Here is a 20,675-nt window from a genome sequence, read left to right as displayed (position 1 = left end):
CGTCATGGCTTGAGATAGACCGACGGTACCAGCGGCCGCACCTGGGTGCTGATGTCGTTGAGCGTCTCGGAATGACCGATCACGAGGTGGCCGCCGGGTCTGAGCTGGCCCACCAGGCGCGACACCACGCGGCGCTTGGTGTCCGCGCTGAAATAGATCATCACGTTGCGCAGGAAGATCACGTCGAACGCCGCCTGCGGCGGCAGCGTCTGGTCGAGGTTGATCTGCGTGAACTGCACGCGCTGGCGCAGCGGCCGCTGCACGAGCAGGGTGCCGGCCTCGCTGCCGGTGCCGCGCAGGCAGAAGCGCTGCAGATAAGCCGGCGGGATGTGGGTGGTGCGCTCCAGCGGATAGTGGCCGCAGCGCGCACGCTGCAGCACGCGGCTGCTGATGTCCGAGGCCACCACTTCCCAGGGCCGGTTGTCGCCCAGGCAGTCGGCCAGCACCATGGCGATGCTGTAGGGCTCCTCACCGCTGGAGCAGGCAGCGCTCCAGACGCGCAGGCCGCGGCCGGCATCGCGCGCGGCCAGCGCCCAGGCGCGCAGAAGCTCGAAATGACGCGGCTCGCGGAAGAAGTAGGTCTCGTTGGTGGTGAGCTGGTCGATGGCGACCTGGCGCTCGTCGGCGTGGCCGGGCTGGCTGATGAGCCGCAGGTAGTCGCTGTAGCTGGCCAGCTTGTGGTGGCGCAGCCGCTTCTCCAGCCGGCCACTGACCAGCACCTTCTTGTTGTTGGACAGACTGATGCCGGCGGCTTCGTAAATGAAGGACTGGAAGCGCGCGAACTCCTGGTCGTGGAGTTCGATCACGTTAGGAGTTCCATTGCGGATGGCCGTGAACTTGCGGGCCGAGCGCCGGGCCGTTCCCAAGCCGGCCCGTCATGGCGATGTGCTTGCCGGTCAATCCGGCAAGCATCGTCGTCCCCCCGGGGGACCGGCCAACGTATTCGTTGGACGAGGGGCTCATGCTTCGGGTGCGGCAGCCTTGGCGGCCTGCAACTGCTCCATGTCGTGCAGGGACAGCACCTGCTCGATGTCCAGCAGGATGACGAACTTGCCGTTCACCTTGCCCATGCCGGCGATGAACTGCGGCGCCACGCGCATGCCGAAGCCCGGTGCCGGCTCGATGTCGCCGGGGCCAATCTCCTGCACGGCGTTGACCGAGTCGACGACGACGCCGATGACCTGCTGCTCTTCGCGGCCGCGCAGCTCGACGATGACGATGCAGGTGCGCTTGCCGGGCTCGCTGCTGGGGCGGCCGAAGCGGGCCGCCAGGTCCATGACCGGCACGACGGCGCCACGCAGATTGATGACGCCGCGGATCGTGCTGGGCATCATGGGCACGGGCGTGATGCCGCCGTATTCGATGATCTCCTTGATGGCCAGGATGCCGATGGCGAAGACCTCGCCGCCGAGCATGAAGGTCAGGTACTGCTGCGGTTCCGTGGCGGGCGGCCGGCCGCCGGACTGGGGGACGAGGGCGTTCATGGGCGCAGCTCCTCGGCCATCAATACTTGACGAACAGGGACTCGTCCGGCTCCGCGTCGCTGAAGCCGCTCTTGGCCTCGGCCAGGCCGCCGCGCGCGGGCGGGCGCTTGCCCGCGGCCGGCCGGCGGCGCTGCGCCACGGGCCGCCCGCCACCGCCACCGTCCACGCGGAAGAAGGCGATGGTGGCCTGCAGCTCCTCGGCCTGGCTGCTCATCTCCTCGGCCGTGGCGGCCAGTTGCTCGGAGCCGGCGGCGTTCTGCTGCGTGGTCTGGCTGAGCTGACCGACGGCGGAGTTGATCTGGGCCACGCCGCTGGACTGCTCCTCGGACGCCGCCGTGATCTCCTGCACCAGGTCGGAGGTCTTCTTGATGTTGGGCACGATGGCGTCCAGCAGATGGCCGGCGCGCTCCGCCAGCTCGACGCTGCTGCTGGCCACCTCGCCGATCTCCTGGGCCGCCACTTGGCTGCGCTCGGCCAGCTTGCGCACCTCGGCCGCGACGACGGCGAAGCCCTTGCCGTGCTCGCCGGCGCGTGCGGCCTCGATGGCCGCGTTCAGCGCCAACAGATTGGTCTGGTAGGCGATGTCATCGATGATGACGATCTTCTTGGCGATCTGCTTCATCGCCGCCACGGTGGACTTGACCGCCTCGCCGCCCTCGGCGGCTTCGGTGGCGGCCTTGCTGGCCATCGCATCGGTGATCTTGGCGTTCTCGGTGTTCTGCGAGATGGAGGCCGTCATCTGCTCGACGGAGGCGCTGGTCTCCTCGACGCCGGCGGCCTGCTCGCTGGTCGCCTGCGACAGCGACTGCGCCGTCGCGCTGACCTGCTCGGCCGCGCCGGTGATGCCCTCGGCGCCGCTGGACACCTCGCTGACGACCTGGCTGAGCTTGTCCACCATGGCCTTCATCGCGGCCAGCAGACTCTTGGTATCGCCCGGCTTGGTCTGGATGTCCACGGTCAGGTTGCCGGCAGCCACCTCGGACACCATGGCCGCCGCATAGCCGGGCTCGCCGCCCAGTTGGGCCATCAGGTTGCGGATGATGACGAAGGCAAACAGCGCGCCGAGCACCAGGCCGCCGAGGATCAGGCCGATGTTGACCTTGATGGTCGCGGCGGCCTGAGCCGTCGCCTCTTCGTATTCCTGCTTGGCAACGTTTTCCTGCAGCTCGCGCAATTTGGACAAGGCGGTGCGGGCGTTGCGGAACGCGGGTTCGCTGCCCGGCACCTTCTCCACCGCAGCCTTCAGGTTGCCGGCCCTGACCAGCCCCAGGATCTGCCCGCGTGCCTCGTTGTAGGCGCTCCAGCCCTGCTGCAATTCCTCGGCCAGCCGCTTCTCCTCGACCGTCAGCGTGGTGGCCAGATAGGCCTTCACCTGACTGTTGAAGATCTCTTCCTGCTTGACGATGGTCTGCATGAAGGGCTCGGCTTCCTGCGGCTTGTCGGCCTCGGCGGATTTCTGCGTGTTGATGCGGATCTGATAGGCCGCATCGGCAATCTTGCTGAGTTGAACCAGGGCCACCGTGCGGTCCTCGTACACCGTTTTCAGCTTGTCGTTGCTGAACTGCATGCCGCGCAAGCCGGCAAAGCCGATCAGCAGCATCGCGGCCGCCATCAGTGCGACCAGCAGGCTCAGCCGCGTGGCGACGGTCAGTTTGTTGAGCATTCGTCTTCCTTCCGTGTACCCAAAAGGGTTCAGTGTTCTTGTGCGATGGACCGGTGGTGCTGGCGGGCGCCCGTCTGATGAAGCAGCGCGCCGACGTCCAGGATCAGCGCGACGGCGCCGGTGCCCAGGATGGTCGAGCCGCTGATGCACTTGACCTGCTGGAAGACGCGGCTCAACGGCTTGATGACGGTCTGGAATTCGCCCAGCAGCGCATCCACGACCAGGCCGGCGCGCTGGCCGGCGTGCTGGATGACGACGACGCTCTCGCGCCGCGCCGCCGGGGCATCGATGTCGAAAAACTGGCGCAGCCTGACGAAGGGCAGCACTTCGCCGCGCAGGTTGCAGTAGTCGTGGCCGGACTCGCTGTCGAACTCGATGCACTCCTCGATGAGGTCCAGCGGCACGACGAAGGTCGAGTCGCCAACCTTGACGAGGAAGCCGTCGATGATGGCCAGCGTCAGCGGCAGGCGCACGCTGACCGTCGTGCCCTGGCCCTCGCTGCTGCGGATGCCGACGGTGCCGCGCAGCGCGGTGATGTTGCGCTTCACCACATCCATGCCGACGCCGCGCCCCGACAGGTTGGTGATCTGCTCGGCCGTGGAGAAGCCGGGCGCGAAGATGAGCTCGAAGACTTCGGCGTCGCTGAGCCTGGCCTCGGCGTCCACCAGGCCGCGCTCGATGGCCTTGGCCAGGATGCGCTCGCGCTTGAGGCCGCCACCGTCGTCGCTGACCTCGATGACGATGCTGCCCGAGTCGTGGAAGGCGTTGAGCTTGACCAGCCCCTTGGCCGGCTTGCCGCGTGCCAGCCGCGCCTCGACGGACTCGATGCCGTGATCGATGGCGTTGCGCACCAGGTGCATCAGCGGGTCGCCGATCTTCTCGACGACGGTCTTGTCCAGCTCGGCGTCCTCGCCGCTGACCTGCAGCGCGATGTCCTTGCCGATCTCGCGCGACACGTCATGCACCACGCGTTGGAACTTGTTGAAGGTGGCGCCGATCTTGACCATGCGCAGCTGCAGCGCGCCGTCGCGCACCTCCTGCACCAGGCCGGCCATGCGCGACGTGGCCTCCTGCAGCTCGGCGTGCTGCACCTGCCGGGCCAGCAGGTCGGCGCCGGCGCCGGCGATGATGAGTTCGCCCACCAGGTTGATGAGGTGGTCCAGCCGGTCGGCATCGACGCGGATGGAGCGGCTCTCCTGCGTGCGCGTCTCGCTGCTCTGGCGCTGCTTGGCCAGCGCGGCGTCGACGACGGCTGGCGGCACCGCCTGCTGCTCGACGAGGATGGTGCCGAGCTTGGCCTCCACACCGCCGCTGCCGCTGCCCTGGGCCTGCGCGGCCAGCGCAGCCTGCAGCTCGCGCGCGGTGACGCTGCCGCAGCTGACCAGGATGTCGCCCAGTCGCGCGGGCTCTTCGGGCAGGCCCTTGATGAGAGCCACGTAGTCCTCGATGCGGCTGTGCGGCGGCAGGATGCGCAGCGCGCAGTCGTCCTGCACGAACTCGAACACGCCCTCGATGGTGGCCTTGTCGGCCTTGCTCTGCAGCGCGATCTCGAAGCCGAGGTAGCAGCTCTCGGCGTCCATCTCGTCGGCATCGGCGGGCAGGGCGTCGGCCAGCGTGACAAGGGCGGCGATGCGGCCGATCTGGCTCAGGTAACGGATGAAGGACAGCGGGTCCATGCCCATGCGCAGCACGTCCGGCCCGAAGCGCAGCGACAGGTGCCAGAGCTCTTCCGTCGTGCCGGCCTGGTCGTGGCGGGCGATGCGCTCGACATCGGCGACCGGCACCTCGGGCAGCGCCAGCGCCGAGGCCTGCGGCTCCAGCCAGCGGCGCAGCTGGCTGACCAGCAGTTGCGCGTTCTGGGCGCTGGTGGCGTCTTCCTCGGTGTGGCCGGCCTGCAGCGCGTCGGTCAGCACGGTGAGGTGGTCGCAGCAGGACAGCAGCAGCACGACCAGCTCGTCGCCGATGTCCAGCTTGCCGTCGCGCACCTGGTCCAGCAGGCTCTCCACCACATGGGTGAAGCTGACGAAATGGTCCAGGCCGAACAGGCCGGCCGAGCCTTTGATGGTGTGGGCGGCGCGGAAGATGGCGTTGACCGCCTCGTCGCGGTTGGGCGCCTGCTCGATGCCCAGCAGCGCCGTCTCCATGTCGGCCAGCAGCTCGCGGCACTCGGCGATGAAGGTCTGCAGCGCGGCGTCAAGATCCATGGCGGGCTCCCGCCGCAGACGCGGCCACGATCAGCGGGTCGCCGAAGTGGGCGGCGACGTTGAGCAACTCGAACACCTCCAGCACGGCCGGGCTGTGGCCCACCAGGCGCAGCTCGCGTTTCAGCGCGCGCGCCTGCTGCTTGGCCAGCATCAGCAGCTGCAGGCCGGCGCTGTCGAACTCGGTGACGCCGGACAGGTCGATCTCCAGCCCGGCATCGGCCTTGGCCAGCGCCTGCAGCAGCAGCGGCTTGAGCTCCGCCGCGCGATAGATGCTCAGCTCACCGTCGAGCGCCAGAGTGGCACTCATGTCAGCACCTTTGCGGGCCGAGCGCCGGGCCGCTCCCAAGCCGGCCCGCCTTGGGCGATGTGCTTGCCGGTCGAACCGGCAAGCATCGCCGTCCCCGCGGGGGACCGACTGGGATCGCCGGCGTTCAGCGAGGCGAGACTGGGCGAGGGGCTCACGGCAGCACCAGCTTCTGGACGGCATTGAGCATGACCTCGGGTCGGAAGGGCTTGACCACCCAGGCCTTGGCGCCGGCGGCCTGGCCCTCGGCCTTCTTGCCTTCGGCCGATTCGGTGGTCAGCATGATGACCGGCGTGAAGCGGTAGGCCGGCATGGCCTTCAAGGCCTTGACGAAGCTGATGCCGTCCATGTTGGGCATGTTCACGTCGCTGATGACGAGGTGGATCTTCTGGCCGGTCAGCTTGCTGAGCGCGTCGAGGCCGTCGCAGCCCTCGATGACCGTGTAGCCCGCGCCCTTGAGTGCGATGCCCACGACCTGCCGCAGCGAGGCGGAGTCATCCACCACCAGGATCGTCTTGCTCATGCTGCTACCTTAGAAAAAAGTGATCTCGTCCGCCGCGGCCGGCGCGGGCGCGCTGGTGTTGCTGCCGCCGCGATGCACCTTGCGCTCGTCGGCCATGGCGTAGGTCTTCTCCAGCGAGGCCAGCAGGCTCCGGGCGTCCAGTGCGCCGAGGGCGCCGCCGTTTTCGTAGCGCTGCTGCAGTTCGCGCAGCGCGGGTGGCACGCCGTCGATGCTGTCGCGCACATGGCTCATGATCTGGCTGATGCGGTCCTGGAACTGCAGATGCACCAGCGCCTCGCTGATCTCCTGCTGCAGGAAGTCGCGGCCGCTCTTCAGGTGGCTGCCGGACTCGACGAGCGCGTCCGTCGAGCGGCGGAACTGCTGCAGCACGGTGTCGATGATCTCGGCGGACTGTTTGGTGGCTGCGTCGTCCCGGACGCGCGAATCGGCCGCCGCCTTGCTGGTGGCGGTGATGGCGTCGCTGACCAGCGTCACCTTGGCGGCGATGTTGCGGCCGGTGTCGGCCGAGGCCTTGGAGAGCTGCCGCACCTCCTGCGCCACGACGGCGAAGCTGCGGCCCTGCTCACCGGCGCGCGCGGCCTCGATGGCGGCGTTCAGCGCCAGCAGATTGGTCTGCTGGGCGATGCGGGCGACGTCGGCGGCCATGTCCTGCAGCTCGCGGATGTACTGCTCCAGCGTCTGGATCTTGGCCAGCATCTCGGCCTTGGTGACCATGGCCTCCTCCAGCGACCTGACCACCTGGCCCAGCTCGCGCTCGCCCTGGGCGAACACGGCCACCAGGCCGCCGTTGCCGCCCGCGCCGCCGGCAATGGAGTCAGCCGCCATGTCGGACAGGCGGGCCGTCTCGTCCAGTTGCTGCACGATGCCGGCGAAGCGCTCCGCCAGTGCCGAGACGGCCGTCTCGACCTGGCTGCGCGTGGACTCGATATGACCGCTCCAGACCGGCAGCAGCGTCTCGCCCAGCTGCTGCTGGCCGTCCAGATGGGCACGCACCTCGGCGCGCAGACCGGCCTGCCATTGGGAGAGGCTGCGCATCAGCACGAAGCCGGCCGCTAACAGCGCCAGTGCGATGACTGCCGACAGCAGGTTCAGCCCGCACAGGCCCAGCACCGCCAGTGCCGCAGCCACGCCAAGACCTAAGGGCGCGAGCCGCTGCCAGCTGGCTGGCGCGGACCTCGTGCTGTGGGTTGGGCTGTCCTGGAACTCCATGCGCCGCCTCCGTTGTCTCCGCAGGCTCGGCAGGCGCCGGCCCGGTCTTGGAATGGCGGCAGCTTACTAGCGGATGGCGCCGGCGATGCAGGAATCTTCGGTAGAAAGAGCGGCAATTTGCCGCAATGCCCCACGGGCAGGGCGTGCTCAGACGTGGCGGTCCAGGCCGTCCACGAGGCGCTGGCACAGCCGGGGGTCGCCCAGCTTCTCCAGCCACCAGGCCAGTGCGCGGCCGTCGCTGGCCCGCCAGCCGATGTAGAGGGTGTTGGGCTCGCGCGGCACGGCGGTCGCCAGCTGCACCAGCTCGCCGCGCTTGAGCAGCGAGGCCACGCGCGCTTCGGGCAGCCAGCCCACACCCAGGCCCGCCCGCTGCGCCGCGATCTTTGCCGCCATGCTGGGCACGGCCAGCGTGGCCTGGCCGGCGCCATGGCCGTAGGCCTTGCCGTCGCTGCGCCTTGACGTGTCGGCCACGACGACGGCGCGGTGCGCCTGCATCTGCGCGGCCGTCAGCGGCCCCTTGGCCTTGGCCAGCGGGTGGCGGGGCGCCACGGCGTAGACCCAACGCATCTCGCCCAGCTCGCGCCACTGCACGCCAGCCAGCGCGGGTGGCTCATTCGTCGCGCCGATGACTAGGTCGGCCCGGCCCTCGGCCAGCGCCTCCCAGGTGCCGCCCAGCACCTCGTGTGTCACGCGCAGGCCCACGCCCGAGTCCAGCGCGTCGAAGTCCTGGATGACGGGCAGCAGCGAGTCGAACTCGATGATCTCGTCGGTGACCACCCACAGCCTGTCTTCCCAACCCTTGGCCACCTGCGTGACGCGGCGCGTCAGGCGCTGCATGTCGTCGCGCAGCCGCGTCGCCTCACGCACCAGCAGCGCACCGGCCGGCGTCAGTGCCAGCCGGTAGCGGCGGCGGTCGAAGAGCAGGGCGTCGAAGCGGGTCTCGATCTGGCGCAGCGTGTAGGACACGGTGGACGGCGCCTTGCCCAGGCTGGCCGCAGCGCGCGTGAGGCTTCCGCTGGCCAGGATGGCCTCCATCAACTGGATCTCGTCGTCGCTGAGCATGGATGGGATGTTCGAAAGCCTTGCACGAGTCGGCCAACAAGGCCGGACGTCAAAAAGGGGTGCGCGGCCGAGTATCGAGTCCACGGCAAACAAGCCGCTCAACCCCAGACTCCAAGGAAACCATCATGTCCCGCTTCACCAACAAGACCGTCCTCGTCACCGGTGGCACCTCCGGCATCGGCCTGGCTGCCGCCCGCGCCTTCAAGGCCGAAGGCGCCCATGTCATCGTCACCGCCCGCCCGGGCAAGAACCACGAGGCCGAGGGCTTCGAGCTGGTCGCGCTGGATGCCGCCGACGTGCTCGGCGCCAAGGCCCTGGGCGCCCACCTCGCCGCCGCTGGACGCCAGCTGGACGCCGTTTTCGTCAACGCCGGCATCGCCGAGTTCGCGTCGCTGGGCGACGCCAGCGAAGACCTCTGGGACCGCACCTTCAACACCAATGCCAAGGGCGCCTTCTTCCTGATCCAGGCGCTGCGCCCGGTGCTGGCCAAGGGCGCGTCCATCGTGCTGAACGGCTCCATCAACGCCCACATCGGCATGCCCAACTCGGCCATCTACGCCGCCAGCAAGGCCGCGCTGATCTCGTTGGCCAAGACGCTGTCGGCCGAGCTGCTGCCGCAGGGCGCGCGCGTCAACGTCATCAGCCCCGGCCCGGTGACGACGCCGCTGTATGGAAAGCTGGGCTTCGACGCCGAGACGCTGAAGACCGTTGCCGCGCAGATCCAAAGCCAGGTGCCGCTGGGCCGCTTCGGCACGCCGGAAGAGATCGCCTCCACCGTGCTGCACCTGGCCGCGCCGGAGTCGGCCTTCATCGTCGGCACGGAAATCATTGTTGACGGTGGCATGAGCCAACTTTGAGCTTGCGACAATCGCGGTTCTGCCCGAACCGCGATTGCCATGACCATTCGTACCGTCCACGGCGCCTGCCCCCACGACTGCCCTGACACCTGCGCGATGCAGGTCACCGTCGAGAACGAACGCGTCATCAAGGTCCAGGGTCGCGCCGACCACCCCAACACCCATGGCGCGCTCTGCACCAAGGTCTCGCGCTACCCCGAGCGGACATACCACGCCGAGCGCCTGCTGCACCCGCTCAAGCGCGTCAGCAAGAAGACCGAGGCGCCGGCCTTCGTGCAGGTCAGCTGGGCCGAGGCCATCGCCGACATCGCCGCGAAGCTCAAGGCCATCAAGGACCCGCAGACCATCCAGCCCTACAGCTACGCCGGCACCATGGGCCTGATCCAGGGCGAGGCCATGGCCGGCCGGCTGTGGAACGCGCTGGGCGCCGCACGCCTGGACCGCACCATCTGCGCCTCCGCCGGCGGAGCGGGCCTGGCCGCCACCTACGGCCACAAGCTGGGCATGCACACACGCCATTTCGCGGGCGCGAAGCTGATCGTCATCTGGGGCAGCAACAGCATCGCGTCCAACCTGCACTTCTGGACCTATGCCAACCAGGCCAAGCGCGAGGGCGCCAAGCTCATCTGCATTGACCCGCGCAAGACCGAGACGGCAGACAAGTGCCACCAGCACATCGCCGTGCTGCCCGGCACCGATGGCGCGTTGGCCCTGGGCCTGATGCACGAGTTGATCGCCAACGACTGGCTGGACCGCGACTACATAGCCAACTACGTCGACGGCTGGGACGAACTGCGCGCCAAGGCCCTGGCCTGGACGCCGGAGCGCGTGGCCACCACCTGCGGCATCAGCGCCGACGAGGTGCGCGGCCTGGCGCGCGACTACGCGACGATCAAACCCGCAGCCATCCGCATGAACTACGGCCTGCAGCGTGTGCGCGGCGGCGGCAATGCGGTGCGCCTGATCGCGCTGCTGCCCTGCCTGACCGGCGCCTGGCGGCATCAAAGCGGCGGCGTGCTGTTGTCGGCCTCGGGCTGGAATGCGCCCTTCAAGAACCCGAATCTGGAGCGGCCCGACCTGCTCGCCGGCCGCCAGCCGCGCATGGTCAACATGAGCAGCATCGGCGACGCGCTGCTGCAGGCCGACCCGCCTATCGCCGCTCTCATCGTCTACAACAGCAACCCCGTCGCCGTGGCGCCCGAGTCGCCCAAGGTGGTGAAGGGCTTCCAGCGCGAGGACTTGTTCACCGTCGTGCTCGAGCACTTCATGACCGACACGGCCGACCTGGCCGATTACGTTTTGCCGGCCACGACCCAGCTCGAACATCTGGACGTTCACACCTCCTACGGCCACACCGACGTGCTGATGAACCAGCCGGCCGTGGCGCCGCTGGGCGAGTCCAAGACCAACACGCAGATCTTCCGCGAGCTGGCAGCAGCGATGGGCTTGACCGACCAAGCTTTCAGCGACAGCGACAAAGACCTTGCCGCCCAGGCCTTCACGGCCGACATCGACATGGGCCTGCTGCGCGAGCAAGGCTGGCTGCCGCTGCCCATCGCCGAGGCGCCGTTTGCCCAAGGCGGTTTCCGCACGCCCAACGGCCGCGCCCAGGCGGCGGGCGCCGACTACCTGCCCAATTACGAGAGCGCGCAAAGCTCGCCCGAGCTGGCCGCCCGCTACCCGCTGGCCATGATCTCGCCGCCGGCGCGCAACTTCCTGAACAGCAGTTTTGTGAACGTGAAGAGCCTGCGCGACATCGAGGGCGAGCCGCTCATCGAGATGCACGCCGACGATGCCACGGCGCGCGGCCTGGCCGATGATGCGCTGGTCTCCGCCTTCAACGACCGGGGCCGCTACGTCGCCCGGCTCAAGGTCAGCCAGCGCGCCCGACCCGGCGTTGTCAACGGCCTGGGCGTGTGGTGGCGCAAGCTCGGCGCGCAAGGCACCAACGTCAACGAGGTGACGCACCAGCACCTGACCGACATGGGCAACGCGCCGGCGTTCTACGACTGCCTTGTGCAGGTGGAAGCAGCTTGATTCGTCGCCTGTTGCTGTCGGCCGCGCTGCTTGGCTTGGGAGGCTGCAGCGCCGTCGGCCACTGGACCCAGGCCGCTGGGGGCCATCTGGGCATCGTGCGCGCCGCCAAACCGGTGCAGGACTGGCTGGCCGACCCGGCGACCAAGCCCGACCTCGCCGAGCGCCTGCGCCTGTCGCAGCAGATGCGCGACTACGCCAGCAGCCAACTGGCCCTGCCCGAGAACAACAGCTACCGCCGCTACGCCGACCTTGGCCGCCCGGCGGCGGTGTGGAACGTCATCGCCGCGCCCGAGTTCGGCTTCGTGCTCAAGACCTGGTGCTATCCCATCATGGGCTGCGCCGGCTACCAGGGCTGGTTCAACCTGGACGAAGCCAAGGCCCGCGCCGACGCGCTGAAGGCCGAGGGCTGGGAGGCGCAGGTGCAGGCCATTCCCGCCTACTCCACGCTGGGCTGGAGCCGCATGCTGGGCGGCGACCCGCTGCTCAACACCTTCATCCGCTACGCCGAGGGCGAGCTGGCGGCCATGATCTTCCACGAGCTGGCCCACCAGCGCGTCTACGCCAGCGACGACACCGGCTTCAACGAGGCTTATGCCAGCGCCGTCGAGCTGATCGGTGCGCGCCAGTGGCTTGCGACCAAGCCCGAGGCCCTGGCCGCCTTCGAGGCCGGCCGGGCGCGCCGCGCGGCCTTCCTCAAGCTCGCCCGCGAAGGCCGCGAGCGCCTGCAGGCGGTCTACGACGGCCCGACAGAAGCCCGCCGCGACGCCAAGGCCGCGATCCTCGCCGAGCTGCGCGAACGCGTGCCGCGCGAGGCGCCCGGCTACGAGGCCTGGTTCCAGCGCGCCAACAACGCCAACTTCGCCATCCTCGCCGCCTATGACGAACTCGTGCCCGCCTTCATGCGCCTGTTCGAGCGCGAGGGGCGGGACTGGGCGAAATTCCACGCGGCAGTGGAGCGGTTGGTGCCGCTGCCTAGAGAAGAACGCCGAGCCCGATTGAAAGGCCTTGAATGAAGCTGACCCTGCGACGAGTCAAACCCGCTGACGCCGCGGCCATCGCCGAGCAATTCGCCGACCCCGAAGTCTTCGGCGGCACGCTGCAACTGCCCTTCGCCAGCGAAGAGATGTGGGCCCAGCGCATTGCCGGCATGAACCCGCCGGCGGCGGGGTCCAACGAACTGGTGCTTGCGGCGGTGATCGACGACAAGCCCGTCGGCCTCGCCGGCCTGCACCCGGTCGGCCCCTCGGTGCGCCGCCGCCATGTGATGGGTCTGGGCATCACGGTCGCCAAGGCTTCGCAAGGGCAGGGCGTCGGCCAGGCGTTGATGGCAGGCCTGATCGACTACGCCGACAACTGGGCGCAGATCCTGCGCATCGAGTTGACGGTCTATCACGACAACGCGCGGGCGATCCGGCTGTATGAGCGGCATGGCTTCGAGCACGAGGGGCGGCTCAAGGCCTATGCGCTGCGCAATGGCGTCTTTGATGATGTGGTGACGATGGCGAGGCTGCATCCGAGGCAGCCGATGGTGCAGGCGCCGCGCAGTTAAGCGTCTTCCCAGAGCTCGGTGTCGCTCGCCCAGTCGAGCAGCAACTTAGCGCGGGATGCGAGTAGAGGGGCTAGCTCATGATCTTGCTGGCCTGATCCGATGCGCAACGACGGATGCGCCTCTCCGCGCGACATGTAATCAGCCGTCTCCTGCCAAAGCAACGCGATAGATCGAACGGCTTCACGCGGATTCTTGGCGCCTTCGGCAGACACATAGTCGTTAGGCAAGTCTCCCGAGATTGCCCACCAGCCGACGGCGCCAGGAGCGATAAGACTTTCGATGGCCCAGACAGAAACGTAGGGCGCGACGTGCCAAGCGGGATCGGCACCAATCTGACCGTGCGTCAGCCCTTCGCGCTGCAAATATGCAGCGATCTCTTCGCGGCGTTCGGCGCACCATTGCGCGTCCACTTCGGGATCGTCGTAGTCAGTCATGTCGGCGGGTCAGCGGATCGAAGTCGGGCCGGCATCGTGCTTCAGCGCTTGGCCGCCACGCCACCCGAAGAACCCCGCCACCGCACCCGCCACGCCCGCGACTACTGCGGTGACGCTGACAGCGCGCGTCAGCCAGCCGCGCTGGCGACGGCTGAGGCGTGGCTTGCGGCGGGGGTGGTGCACCAGCTCGTGCATCAGCGCGATCTCGTGCTGGCGCTCCTCGATGAGGTGGGCGAGGTCGTCGCCTTGAGCGAAGCGGCGGGCCAGCTTGCGCACGGCGTCCAGTTCGCGTTCGCGCACGCGCAGGCCCGGAGCCCGCAGCGTGCTGCCCAGGGTGCGGGCGCGCAGGAACAAGGCCTTGGCGGCGAGGCGGTCGGCCTGGCAGCCCCAGCCGGCGTCCAGGCAACTGGCGAGGTTGAAGGTGGCGTCGGCGTGGCCCTGGGCCGCAGCAGCCGTGTAGAGAGCCACGCCCCGCGTGGCGTCGGCCGCGCCGCCCCAGCCGGCGACCAGCGCGCGGCCGAGGTTGAACTTGGCCGTCAGGCTGCCCTCGCTGGAGGCGCGCTCCAGGCGCTGGCGGGCCTGCTCGGGGTCGCGCGGCAGGCCCAGGCCCTCGAGCTGGCAGAAGGCGAACAGGGCCAGGCCCTCGGCACTGCCCGCATCGGCCGCGACGCGGAACCAATAAACCGCCTGCTCATGGTCGGGCTCCGCCGCGCGCAGGTGGGCCAGACCCTCGCTGAGCGGGTCGAGGTTGTGCGGGTCGGGGTCGACGGGTCGCAAGATTTCTCCCTGGGCGGCTGGCGGGCTTGATGCCCGGCTCTTGCCTGGCTTTTGAGGCGCCGAAGTATCTGTGCAAACGATCAGTCAGGGTGTTAGGGCCTGTTAATCCTGATCAGATCGCGGGTCTGGCTTAGAGTGCAGCGCACCACATTGAGGAGAGCCACCGTGGCCGAGATCCGCATTCACCGAGACCACGACCTGGGCCTGAAGAAGGCGCGCGAAATCGCCTGGAAATGGGCCGAGCAGGTCGAAGCCAAGTTCGACATGGAATGCACCGTGCACGAGGGCGACGACGAGGACACCGTCGAGTTCACGCGCTCGGGCGTCAAGGGCGAGCTGACGGTCACGGCCAGCAGCTTCGACCTTGTCGCCCAGCTCGGTTTCCTGCTCGGCGCGTTCAAGGGGACCATCGAGGGCGAGATCCAGAAGGAACTGGACGCACTGCTCAGCGCCAGCAACAAGAAGGCGCCAACCAAAAAGAAACCGGCCTGAGCACAGGCTCAGCCGGTTCTTGCCGAGCGCCGTTGGCGCAATTACTTCAAAGATTCAATCAAGTCGACGTACTGCTGTTGAGCGTCGTCGGCCGAGGTGCCCTTCAGCTCGTTCCAGGCATCCCACTTGGCGCGGCCGACCATGTCGGTGAAGCCGGGGCGCTTGCCGTTGGCATCGCCGGTGCTGCCTTGCTTGTAGAGGGCGTAGAGCTTGAGCAGCGTCTGGTTGTCGGGCCGCTCGGGCAGGTTCTTCGAATCGGCGACGGCGGCTTCGAATTGGTCTTTCAGGCTCATGGGGGTTCTCCAGGCAGATTCGAGGGGTTCGTGTTGGTCACAATCGAACGACGGGCCGGCGAGTTTAGGCCCGGCAAATAACGATTCCGAGGAGACACATGGGCCCCAGCAGCGAACGCATGTCCAAGGTGGATACCGCCTGGTTGCGCATGGACACCGAGGCCAACCTGATGATGATCGTCGGGGTCTGGTCCATCCGCCCCGGCATCATGCTGAGCCAGCTGCGCGAGCGCGTGGCCGAGCGGCTGCTGCAATACCCGCGCTTCCGGCAGAAGGTCGTTGAAGACGCGCTGCTGGGCGCGCAGTGGGTGGCCGACCGCGACTTTGACATTGCCCGCCACGTTGTCGCCGAGGAGCCGCTGCCGCTGCGCGGCCAGAGCCGCGACGAGGTGCTGCGCGAGCGCGTGGCCGAGCTGTGCTCCGAGCCGCTGGACCCGGCTCACCCGCTCTGGCAGTTCCAGCTCATCGAGGACATGGGCGACGGCACCAGCGCGCTGATCGCCCGCATCCATCACTGCATCGCCGACGGCATTGCGCTGATCGCCGTGATGCTGTCCATCACCGACGGCGGCAAGGCGCCACCCCAGCGTGCGCCCAAGGAAGAGCCTGCTGGCGAGGCCGACTGGCTGCTCGATGCCTTCCTGCGCCCCATGACCAGCATGACGCTCAAGGCCATTGGCCTGACGGGCAAGGGGGTCGCCAAGGGCGTGGATCTGGCCATGAGCGGCAGCACGCCTATGGATCAGTCGCTGGAAATGGCCCGCATGGGCTACCAGGCCGTGTCCGACGTGGCCGCGTTTGCGCTCATGCCCGACGACTCGCCCACGCGCCTCAAGGGCAAGCCCGGCGCGAAGAAGACCGTGGCCTGGGACGACAGCCTGGCGCTGGACGAGGTCAAGGCCGTCGGCAAGGTGCTGGGTGCGTCCATCAACGATGTGCTGCTGGCCTGCGCGGCCGGCGCCATCGGCAAGTACCTCGCTGACAAGGGCGAGGACCCGGCGGGCAAGGAGATTCGCGCCATGGTGCCCGTCAACCTGCGCCCGCTGGAGCAGGCCTGGCAGCTGGGCAACCGCTTCGGCCTGGTGCCGCTGGTGCTGCCCATCGGCATCGCCAACCCCGTCGAGCGGCTGTTCGCGGTGCGGGCACGCATGAGCGAGCTGAAGGGCAGCTTTCAGCCGGTGATGGCCTTCGGACTGCTGTCGATTGCCGGGCTGCTCATCAAGCCCGTGCAGCACGCGATGCTGAACCTCTTCGCCAAGAAGGCGACGGCCGTGATGACCAATGTGCCCGGCCCGGCCGAGGCGCTGAAGTTCTGCGGCTCGACGGTGGAGAAGGTGATGTTCTGGGTGCCGCAGTCGGGTGACATCGGCATGGGCCTGAGCATCCTGACCTATGCCGGCCGCGTGCAGTTCGGCCTCATCACCGACGCAGGCCTGTGCCCCGACCCCGAGGCCATCATCGCCAACTTCGCACCGGAGTTTGAGAAGCTGCTGCTGCTGTCGTTGATGATGCCCTGGGGGCAGGACGCAGCCTGAGCCTATTTCGACTTGGCGGGCGCTGACGAGGCTGCCGCGGGTTTCTTGGCTTTCTTGCCGGTGCCGGTGGGGTGGGCCATCATCACCGTGGCGGGATCCGCTTTTTCGAGGTAGACCGCGTACTGCGCTTCGTCGCAAGGTTTGGCGTCGTTGTAGTAGCGGTTGTCGCCTTTGTAGCGTTCACCGGTGAAACCCGGCATCTGGCTACCGGGCGCTTGGTGGGCGCTGTGGCTGGCGACACTCTGCGCGCACCCGTCGCGCAACGTGGCCTGGGCGTAGTCCGCAGGCGTGCTGGCGGCAGAGGCGGGGAGGGTGAACACCAGAGCGGCAATGGCGGCTGCAAGGGTTCTCATGGCTGACCTCCTGAGTGCTGGGAAAGCACGTTCAAGATTACGTCGCCGAGCGCCCAAAAACAAAGGCGCTCCGAAGAGCGCCTTGGCTGTCCTGAAGAGTCGTTGACTCAGGAGCGGTCGGCCTTCTTCTTGGTGGTCGGGCGGCCGGCGGCGGTCGGGTAGGCAGACATCACCTTGGCCGGGTCAGCCTTGTTGTCCAGGTAGGCGGCGTACTGCTGCGAGGTGCAGGCCAGCAGCTTGCCTGGCTTGGCTTCGCCCTTGTACTTGCCGTTGGCGTAGACGAACTGGTACTCGTTAGCGGCGACCGGCGTCGTGATGCTGCTGGTGGCGCTGTAGCTGCTGGCGCACTCGGCGCGCAGCTCGGACTGCTCGGGCGTTTGCTTGTCGGCAGCCTGCACGGAGAAGGCGGCGACGGCGGCGAGGGCGGGGATCAGGAACTTCATGGCGCTTGTCTCGTTGAGGGGTTGGGTATGGAGCGAAGCTTACGTTGCCATATCCTGACGCGCACCCCCGGAACTACGGGTGGGCAGGCCGTGAACTGCTTCACGAATCGGCCTCAGGACTGTGACTTATGCCCGCTTCCCGACGGGGTGTGCCGGGCAAGGCTGAGGGTTTTTACTCAGTCTTCGAGTTCCTCTTTGGCCAGCTCGATATCGAGCAACTCCATCGCGTCCAGCGCCTCGCCGGCGGCCGCGTCGGCGTAGAGCTTTTCGGCCTCGGTCATGCGCTTGTCGCCCTCCAGCATGACCAGGCCGTTGGCGCGTTCGATCATCGCGATGGCGCTGGTCGGGTTGAGCTTGAGAGCCTGCTCGAACATCTTCAACCCGGTCGCCGTGTCGGCGCCCTGGGTGCGGCCCAGCAGCTTGCCAACCTTGTCGATGACCTCGGCATGAAAGGCGCCCAAGGCGATGTGGGCGTCGGCATGCTTGGGTGCGAGCTGGATGGTCGTCTCCAGCGCGCCCTTGACCTTGGTACCCAGGCCTTGCGCCAGCGCCTTGGCGATGCTGATGCCCTGACCATAGCGGCCCAGCGCGTAGGCCTGCCAGTACCAGGCGTTGGGGTTCTTGGCGTCCTCGCCCTGCTGCTCCTCGGCGCGCTCGGCAATCTCCAGGAACATCTCCAGCTTCACCTTCTCCTTCTTCTCAAGGTAGTTGGCGTAGATGCCCTGGGCCTTGTTGGCGACGGTGATGCCGGCGCCGCCTGCGGCCAGGCCGGCGTCATACGCGGCCTGGAAGTCACCGGCGTGGAAGTGGATCCAGGCCTGCACGACGGCCGCGTCCTTGGGATAGGGCTCGGCGTCGCCGGCGTGCAGCCGGGCCCATTGCTTCTTCAGCGTGGCCGGCGTGTACACGAAGGCGGCGTTGTCGTAGGGGAAGGCGGTCCACTTGGCCATGGCTTGTCTCCGTCAGTCAGGTGAGTGATTGGTATTGGCCGGCGAGCTTGTAGAGGTGGTCCTTGGACCCAGGCTCAAGGTAGGGTAGCAGCAGGCTTAAAGCGTGGAAGGCGCCGCGCAGCAGCGCCGCGCCGGCGCGGTCGGGCTCCAGCGCGTGGCGCGGGTCGCGCACGTATTCGTAGCTCAGCCAGTAGCTGACCACCACGACCATCGCATTGGCCGTCGGCGCCGCCTCGCGCAGCTCCATCTTCAGCGCGCCGCCCAGGTGCAGGCCCGACAGCACCTGGCGCATCGCCAGCTCCTTGGCGGCCAGCAGCGTCTGGAAGTGAGTCTCCAGCCGGCGGTTCTTGAACAGCAGATCGTTCAGGTCGCGGTAGAGGAAGCGGTGCCGCCAGATCAGCTCGAACAGCATGTGGAAGAACAGCCAGGCGTCCTCCACGTTGCGCACGTTGTCGGCCGCCCCCAGCAGCTCGTTGAGCTCGGCCTCGTAGCGGCCGAAGAGCGCGTTGATCAGCTCGTCCTTGGCCGGGTAGTGGTAGTAGAGATTGCCCGGGCTGATCTTCAGTTCGGCCGAGATCAGCGTCGTCGACACATTGGGCTCGCCGAAGCGGTTGAAGAGATCCAGCGTGACCTCCAGGATGCGTTCGGCAGTGCGGCGGGGGCGTTTGGGCGTGGGCATCGCGGGGCATTCTGGCAGCGTCCGTCGTCAAAAAGGGGGCGACTTTTAGAATGGTGGGCTATGCCTAACCAGAGCTCTCCGCCCGCCATCTCCTTCGAGAACGTCAAGAAAACATACCGGGGAGGGCAGGTGAAGGCGCTGGATGGCGTGTCGTTCGACATCCACTGCGGCGAGTTCTTCGGCCTGCTGGGCCCCAACGGCGCGGGCAAGACGACGCTGATCAGCGTGCTGGCCGGCCTGACCAAGGCGACCGAAGGCCGCGTGCGCGTGATGGGCCACGACGTCGTCGACGACTACGCCGCCGCTCGCAAGGCGCTGGGCGTGGTGCCGCAGGAACTGGTGTTCGACCCCTTCTTCAGCGTGCGCGAATCGCTGCGCATCCAGAGCGGCTATTTCGGCGTGCACGGCAACGACGACTGGATCGACGAGCTGCTGCACAACCTCGGACTCACCGACAAGGCCGACGCCAACATGCGCCAGCTCTCGGGCGGCATGAAGCGCCGTGTGCTGGTGGCGCAGGCCCTGGTGCACCGCCCGCCGGTCATCGTGCTGGACGAGCCCACCGCCGGGGTCGACGTGGAACTGCGCCAGACGCTGTGGCAGTTCATCGCCCGCCTCAACAAGGAAGGCCACACGGTGCTGCTGACGACGCATTACCTGGAAGAAGCGGAGGCCCTGTGCCAGCGCATCGGCATGCTGAAGGCCGGCCGCATCGTCGCGCTGGATCGCACGTCGCAGCTGCTGGCGGGCACGGCGTCGACGATGCTGCGCTTCAAGACGGACGCGGCGCTGCCGCCCGACATTGCGGCGCGAGCCCGGGTGACCGGGCGCATCGTGCAGGTGACGGCGCATGACGCGGGTGAAGTGGAGTCCACGCTGGCCGAGCTGCGCCAGGTCGGCTGCCCCATCGAAGACCTGGAGATCGGCCGCGCCGACCTTGAGGACGTGTTCCTCGAAATCATGCAGGGAGAACACGCATGAACGGCGCCTCGACTCTCTTCAAGAAGGAAGTGCTGCGCTTCTGGAAGGTCGCCTTCCAGACCGTCTGCGCGCCGGTGCTGACGGCGGTGATGTACCTGCTCGTCTTCGGCCACACGCTCGAGAACCACGTCAAGGTCTACGACAGCGTCGGCTATACGCAGTTCCTGATCCCCGGCCTTGTGATGATGAGCGTGTTGCAGAACGCCTTCGCCAACAGCTCGTCCAGCCTCATCCAGAGCAAGATCACCGGCAACCTCGTCTTCCTGCTGCTGACGCCGCTGTCGCCGGCCGCGTGGTTCGTCGCCTATGTCGGCGCGGCCGTCGTGCGCGGGCTGGCGGTGGGTGCGGGCGTGCTGGCGGTCACCGTCTGGTTCGCGCCGCCTGGGCTGGACAACCTGCTGTGGGTGCTGGCCTTTACCGTGCTGGGCGCCGGCCTGATGGGCACGCTGGGCCTGATCGCAGGCCTGTGGGCCGAGAAGTTCGACCAACTCGCAGCCTTCCAGAACTTCATCATCATGCCGATGACGTTCCTCTCCGGCGTCTTCTACTCGGTGCACTCGCTGCCTAGCTTCTGGCTGGGCATCAGCCACCTGAACCCGTTCTTCTACATGATCGACGGCTTCCGGCGCGGCTTCTTCGGCGTCAGCGACGTGTCGCCGTGGATCAGCCTGGGAGTCGTCGGCATCAGCTTCGCGGTCGCGGCGGGGCTCGCTTTATCGCTCCTGAAGAGCGGCTACAAGATCAGGTCCTGAGACCACCCCCTACCGGCTTACGCCGGCCCCCTCAAGGGGGCGCCACTGGTGGCCCGGCAAAGCCGGTTCCACGGTGGCCGCTTGGTAAGTCACG

General features: G+C 67.8%; 23 protein-coding genes. 8 read left to right on the top strand and 15 right to left on the bottom strand.

Going from position 1 to position 20,675, the window contains the following annotated elements:
* Positions 1-2: 2 nt before the first annotated feature.
* The 8 genes from ACXRVZ_RS03210 to ACXRVZ_RS03175 form a co-directional block, all read right to left on the bottom strand.
* On the bottom strand, positions 3-806 hold the full coding sequence (locus ACXRVZ_RS03210; protein ID WP_457422656.1) for a CheR family methyltransferase: 804 nt from the start codon (positions 804-806) through the stop codon (positions 3-5).
* 153 nt (positions 807-959) lie between these two features.
* The gene (locus ACXRVZ_RS03205) at positions 960-1,484 is read right to left on the bottom strand and encodes a chemotaxis protein CheW (RefSeq protein ID WP_457422654.1); all 525 of its coding nucleotides are present in this window, start codon (positions 1,482-1,484) and stop codon (positions 960-962) included.
* 19 nt (positions 1,485-1,503) lie between these two features.
* On the bottom strand, positions 1,504-3,147 hold the full coding sequence (locus ACXRVZ_RS03200; protein ID WP_457422652.1) for a methyl-accepting chemotaxis protein: 1,644 nt from the start codon (positions 3,145-3,147) through the stop codon (positions 1,504-1,506).
* A gap of 29 nt (positions 3,148-3,176) precedes the next feature.
* A complete protein-coding gene (locus tag ACXRVZ_RS03195; protein ID WP_457422650.1) occupies positions 3,177-5,351 on the bottom strand; it encodes a chemotaxis protein CheA in 2,175 nt (724 codons plus the stop codon).
* Positions 5,341-5,658, bottom strand: coding sequence for an STAS domain-containing protein (locus ACXRVZ_RS03190; RefSeq protein ID WP_457422648.1), 318 nt, complete (start codon positions 5,656-5,658; stop codon positions 5,341-5,343). Before ACXRVZ_RS03190 ends, ACXRVZ_RS03195 begins: the two co-directional genes overlap by 11 nt.
* Positions 5,659-5,809: 151 nt before the next feature.
* On the bottom strand, positions 5,810-6,178 hold the full coding sequence (locus ACXRVZ_RS03185; protein ID WP_457422646.1) for a response regulator: 369 nt from the start codon (positions 6,176-6,178) through the stop codon (positions 5,810-5,812).
* Positions 6,179-6,187: 9 nt separating this feature from the next.
* Entirely contained in the window at positions 6,188-7,387 is a 1,200-nt protein-coding gene (locus ACXRVZ_RS03180; protein ID WP_457422644.1) for a methyl-accepting chemotaxis protein, read from the bottom strand.
* A gap of 147 nt (positions 7,388-7,534) precedes the next feature.
* Complete coding sequence (locus ACXRVZ_RS03175; RefSeq protein ID WP_457422642.1) at positions 7,535-8,449, bottom strand: LysR family transcriptional regulator; 915 nt, start codon at positions 8,447-8,449, stop codon at positions 7,535-7,537.
* A 125-nt stretch (positions 8,450-8,574) separates the two neighbouring features.
* Here ACXRVZ_RS03175 and ACXRVZ_RS03170 point away from each other — a divergent pair, with 125 nt between their 5' ends.
* From ACXRVZ_RS03170 to ACXRVZ_RS03155, 4 genes are read left to right on the top strand one after another with little or no spacing between them, the layout of a single operon-like run.
* Complete coding sequence (locus ACXRVZ_RS03170) at positions 8,575-9,306, top strand: SDR family oxidoreductase (protein WP_457422640.1); 732 nt, start codon at positions 8,575-8,577, stop codon at positions 9,304-9,306.
* 39 nt (positions 9,307-9,345) lie between these two features.
* Positions 9,346-11,343 (top strand): molybdopterin-containing oxidoreductase family protein, encoded by a 1,998-nt coding sequence (locus tag ACXRVZ_RS03165; RefSeq protein ID WP_457422638.1) that lies wholly within the window; start codon positions 9,346-9,348, stop codon positions 11,341-11,343.
* On the top strand, positions 11,340-12,356 hold the full coding sequence (locus tag ACXRVZ_RS03160; RefSeq protein ID WP_457422636.1) for an aminopeptidase: 1,017 nt from the start codon (positions 11,340-11,342) through the stop codon (positions 12,354-12,356). The genes ACXRVZ_RS03165 and ACXRVZ_RS03160 overlap by 4 nt, the downstream gene beginning before the upstream one ends.
* The gene (locus ACXRVZ_RS03155) at positions 12,353-12,892 is read left to right on the top strand and encodes a GNAT family N-acetyltransferase (RefSeq protein ID WP_457422634.1); all 540 of its coding nucleotides are present in this window, start codon (positions 12,353-12,355) and stop codon (positions 12,890-12,892) included. Before ACXRVZ_RS03160 ends, ACXRVZ_RS03155 begins: the two co-directional genes overlap by 4 nt.
* Here ACXRVZ_RS03155 and ACXRVZ_RS03150 read toward each other — a convergent pair.
* Positions 12,889-13,326 (bottom strand): DUF4826 family protein, encoded by a 438-nt coding sequence (locus tag ACXRVZ_RS03150; RefSeq protein ID WP_457422632.1) that lies wholly within the window; start codon positions 13,324-13,326, stop codon positions 12,889-12,891. The two genes, ACXRVZ_RS03155 and ACXRVZ_RS03150, sit on opposite strands and share 4 nt — an antisense overlap.
* Before the next feature lie 9 nt (positions 13,327-13,335).
* Positions 13,336-14,103 carry a tetratricopeptide repeat protein gene (locus ACXRVZ_RS03145; protein WP_457422630.1) on the bottom strand — a complete coding sequence of 256 codons (768 nt, stop codon included), beginning with the start codon at positions 14,101-14,103 and terminating at the stop codon, positions 13,336-13,338.
* 165 nt (positions 14,104-14,268) lie between these two features.
* Here ACXRVZ_RS03145 and ACXRVZ_RS03140 point away from each other — a divergent pair, with 165 nt between their 5' ends.
* On the top strand, positions 14,269-14,595 hold the full coding sequence (locus ACXRVZ_RS03140) for a polyhydroxyalkanoic acid system family protein (RefSeq protein ID WP_458232181.1): 327 nt from the start codon (positions 14,269-14,271) through the stop codon (positions 14,593-14,595).
* 41 nt (positions 14,596-14,636) lie between these two features.
* Here the strand turns inward: ACXRVZ_RS03140 and ACXRVZ_RS03135 are convergent, their stop codons facing one another.
* On the bottom strand, positions 14,637-14,888 hold the full coding sequence (locus ACXRVZ_RS03135) for an acyl-CoA-binding protein (RefSeq protein WP_457422626.1): 252 nt from the start codon (positions 14,886-14,888) through the stop codon (positions 14,637-14,639).
* A gap of 98 nt (positions 14,889-14,986) precedes the next feature.
* Between ACXRVZ_RS03135 and ACXRVZ_RS03130 the strand changes: the two genes are divergently transcribed.
* The gene (locus ACXRVZ_RS03130; RefSeq protein ID WP_458232180.1) at positions 14,987-16,423 is read left to right on the top strand and encodes a wax ester/triacylglycerol synthase family O-acyltransferase; all 1,437 of its coding nucleotides are present in this window, start codon (positions 14,987-14,989) and stop codon (positions 16,421-16,423) included.
* Between the two features lie 2 nt (positions 16,424-16,425).
* Here the strand turns inward: ACXRVZ_RS03130 and ACXRVZ_RS03125 are convergent, their stop codons facing one another.
* The 4 genes from ACXRVZ_RS03125 to ACXRVZ_RS03110 all read right to left on the bottom strand — a co-directional run bounded on the left by ACXRVZ_RS03125 (position 16,426) and on the right by ACXRVZ_RS03110 (position 18,848).
* Positions 16,426-16,776, bottom strand: a complete 351-nt coding sequence (locus tag ACXRVZ_RS03125; RefSeq protein WP_457422622.1) for a hypothetical protein — start codon at positions 16,774-16,776, stop codon at positions 16,426-16,428.
* 107 nt (positions 16,777-16,883) lie between these two features.
* Positions 16,884-17,219, bottom strand: a complete 336-nt coding sequence (locus ACXRVZ_RS03120) for a hypothetical protein (protein WP_457422620.1) — start codon at positions 17,217-17,219, stop codon at positions 16,884-16,886.
* Between the two features lie 176 nt (positions 17,220-17,395).
* Complete coding sequence (locus ACXRVZ_RS03115; RefSeq protein WP_457422618.1) at positions 17,396-18,169, bottom strand: hypothetical protein; 774 nt, start codon at positions 18,167-18,169, stop codon at positions 17,396-17,398.
* Positions 18,170-18,185: 16 nt separating this feature from the next.
* Positions 18,186-18,848, bottom strand: coding sequence for a TetR/AcrR family transcriptional regulator (locus tag ACXRVZ_RS03110; RefSeq protein WP_457422616.1), 663 nt, complete (start codon positions 18,846-18,848; stop codon positions 18,186-18,188).
* Positions 18,849-18,908: 60 nt separating this feature from the next.
* On the opposite strand from ACXRVZ_RS03110, the gene ACXRVZ_RS03105 reads away from it, so the two are divergent.
* Complete coding sequence (locus tag ACXRVZ_RS03105; protein ID WP_458232179.1) at positions 18,909-19,829, top strand: ABC transporter ATP-binding protein; 921 nt, start codon at positions 18,909-18,911, stop codon at positions 19,827-19,829.
* The gene (locus ACXRVZ_RS03100; RefSeq protein ID WP_457422612.1) at positions 19,826-20,581 is read left to right on the top strand and encodes an ABC transporter permease; all 756 of its coding nucleotides are present in this window, start codon (positions 19,826-19,828) and stop codon (positions 20,579-20,581) included. The genes ACXRVZ_RS03105 and ACXRVZ_RS03100 overlap by 4 nt, the downstream gene beginning before the upstream one ends.
* Positions 20,582-20,675: the final 94 nt, after the last annotated feature.

The organism is Roseateles sp. P5_E8 (assembly GCF_054177665.1).
This window is presented reverse-complemented; position numbering and strand designations above follow the sequence as displayed.

Bases quoted from the DNA above. Each gene is read 5' to 3' on its own strand.
- ACXRVZ_RS03100 (WP_457422612.1), top strand. From the start codon at position 19,826: ATGAACGGCGCCTCGACTCTCTTCAAGAAGGAAGTGCTGCGCTTCTGG.
- ACXRVZ_RS03205 (WP_457422654.1), bottom strand. From the start codon at position 1,484: ATGAACGCCCTCGTCCCCCAGTCCGGCGGCCGGCCGCCCGCCACGGAA.
- ACXRVZ_RS03120 (WP_457422620.1), bottom strand. From the start codon at position 17,219: ATGAAGTTCCTGATCCCCGCCCTCGCCGCCGTCGCCGCCTTCTCCGTG.
- ACXRVZ_RS03105 (WP_458232179.1), top strand. From the start codon at position 18,909: ATGCCTAACCAGAGCTCTCCGCCCGCCATCTCCTTCGAGAACGTCAAG.
- ACXRVZ_RS03110 (WP_457422616.1), bottom strand. From the start codon at position 18,848: ATGCCCACGCCCAAACGCCCCCGCCGCACTGCCGAACGCATCCTGGAG.
- ACXRVZ_RS03175 (WP_457422642.1), bottom strand. From the start codon at position 8,449: ATGCTCAGCGACGACGAGATCCAGTTGATGGAGGCCATCCTGGCCAGC.
- ACXRVZ_RS03115 (WP_457422618.1), bottom strand. From the start codon at position 18,169: ATGGCCAAGTGGACCGCCTTCCCCTACGACAACGCCGCCTTCGTGTAC.
- ACXRVZ_RS03125 (WP_457422622.1), bottom strand. From the start codon at position 16,776: ATGAGAACCCTTGCAGCCGCCATTGCCGCTCTGGTGTTCACCCTCCCC.
- ACXRVZ_RS03165 (WP_457422638.1), top strand. From the start codon at position 9,346: ATGACCATTCGTACCGTCCACGGCGCCTGCCCCCACGACTGCCCTGAC.
- ACXRVZ_RS03170 (WP_457422640.1), top strand. From the start codon at position 8,575: ATGTCCCGCTTCACCAACAAGACCGTCCTCGTCACCGGTGGCACCTCC.
- ACXRVZ_RS03195 (WP_457422650.1), bottom strand. From the start codon at position 5,351: ATGGATCTTGACGCCGCGCTGCAGACCTTCATCGCCGAGTGCCGCGAG.
- ACXRVZ_RS03200 (WP_457422652.1), bottom strand. From the start codon at position 3,147: ATGCTCAACAAACTGACCGTCGCCACGCGGCTGAGCCTGCTGGTCGCA.
- ACXRVZ_RS03155 (WP_457422634.1), top strand. From the start codon at position 12,353: ATGAAGCTGACCCTGCGACGAGTCAAACCCGCTGACGCCGCGGCCATC.
- ACXRVZ_RS03130 (WP_458232180.1), top strand. From the start codon at position 14,987: ATGGGCCCCAGCAGCGAACGCATGTCCAAGGTGGATACCGCCTGGTTG.
- ACXRVZ_RS03180 (WP_457422644.1), bottom strand. From the start codon at position 7,387: ATGGAGTTCCAGGACAGCCCAACCCACAGCACGAGGTCCGCGCCAGCC.
- ACXRVZ_RS03190 (WP_457422648.1), bottom strand. From the start codon at position 5,658: ATGAGTGCCACTCTGGCGCTCGACGGTGAGCTGAGCATCTATCGCGCG.
- ACXRVZ_RS03135 (WP_457422626.1), bottom strand. From the start codon at position 14,888: ATGAGCCTGAAAGACCAATTCGAAGCCGCCGTCGCCGATTCGAAGAAC.
- ACXRVZ_RS03185 (WP_457422646.1), bottom strand. From the start codon at position 6,178: ATGAGCAAGACGATCCTGGTGGTGGATGACTCCGCCTCGCTGCGGCAG.
- ACXRVZ_RS03150 (WP_457422632.1), bottom strand. From the start codon at position 13,326: ATGACTGACTACGACGATCCCGAAGTGGACGCGCAATGGTGCGCCGAA.